1 protein-coding gene and 1 pseudogene are annotated in these 1,202 nt (G+C 74.2%); both read right to left on the bottom strand.

What is annotated here, in order from left to right; translation table 11 throughout:
• Positions 1 to 3 precede the first annotated feature (3 nt).
• Positions 4 to 716: pseudogene (locus tag JNW87_RS38905) on the bottom strand (histidine phosphatase family protein).
• Between the two features lie 159 nt (positions 717 to 875).
• On the bottom strand, positions 876 to 1,202 hold a 327-nt coding region (locus JNW87_RS38900; protein ID WP_238455492.1), incomplete at its 5' end, for a MarR family winged helix-turn-helix transcriptional regulator.

Here is a 1,202-nt window from a genome sequence, read left to right as displayed (position 1 = left end):
GGCTCACCGGGCCGCCCCCGCGCCACCGCCCACCGCGCGTCGGAGTCGACCGCGCGGGTGGCCCGTCGACGCCGCTTGCGCGGCGGCGGCACCAGCCCGGCCAGATCGCCGCCGGTGTCGTTGAGCCGGACCAGGAAGGGCCGCAACGGCGTGTAACGGATCGCCGTCACCGACGCCGGGTCCGCCACGATCCGCTGGAAAAGATCCAGGTGTACGCCCAGCGCGTCGGCCACGATGGCCTTGATCACATCGCCGTGGCTGCACGCCAGCCAGACCGCCTCCGGACCGTGCTCGGCGCTGATCCGGGCGTCCCAGGACCGCACCGCCGCCACCGCCCGCGCCGACATCGCGGCCATCGACTCCCCCGCCGGGAAGACGGCGGCGCTCGGATGCTGCTGCACCACCGGCCAGAGCGGCTCCTTGGCCAGCTTCTTCAGCGGCTGCCCCTCCCAGCTGCCGTACCCGCACTCGATCAGCCCCTCCTCCACCACCGGCTCCGCCTCCGGCAGAGCCAGGTCCAGGGTCTGCCGGCAGCGGATCAGCGGGCTGGTCACCACCGCCGCGAGCGGAAGGCCGCGCAGCCGCTCCCCGACCGCGGTGGCCTGGGCGCGACCCGTCTCGTCCAGCTCGACCGGCTGCCGGCCGGCCAGGCCGCCGTCGGCGTTCGCGGTGGTCCGGCCGTGTCGCAGAAGGAGAAGGGTCGCCACGGTGACCACCCTAGGGCGTCCGGCCCGGGTACGCCCTCACGGTCGCTTTCGCGGCCGCCGCGCCCCTGGTGTCGGCCGTTCCGTTCGGCCGCGGCCGCTTCGGGTGCGCCCTGCGCCGGCTCTTCCGCAGGACGAGGGCAGGGCGCCACCGAGGCACCACGGCCCGGCTCAGTCGGCCGTCCCGATCTGCTGAAACGCGCGGGCCAACTGGACCAGGTCGAAGCCCTCGAAATGATCCAGGAACCGCCGCCGCACGCTGGCCAGGTGACTCGGCCAGGACTCTTCCAGGCGGGCGAAGCCGGCGTCGGTCAGGACGGCGTTCCAGCCGCGGGCGTCCTTCTCGCACCTGACCCGCTCGACCAGCCCCGCCGTCTCCAGGCGGGTGATGGTCCGGGTCATCCCGCTGAGCGAGAGTTCGCACGCCCCCGCGAGTTCGCTCATCCGCATCTGCCGGCCCGGCGCCTCCGACAGGTGCATCAGGGCCGTGTATTCGGT

Source organism: Micromonospora sp. ATA51, assembly GCF_016802855.1.
Taxonomy (GTDB): domain Bacteria; phylum Actinomycetota; class Actinomycetes; order Mycobacteriales; family Micromonosporaceae; genus Micromonospora; species Micromonospora sicca.
This window is presented reverse-complemented; position numbering and strand designations above follow the sequence as displayed.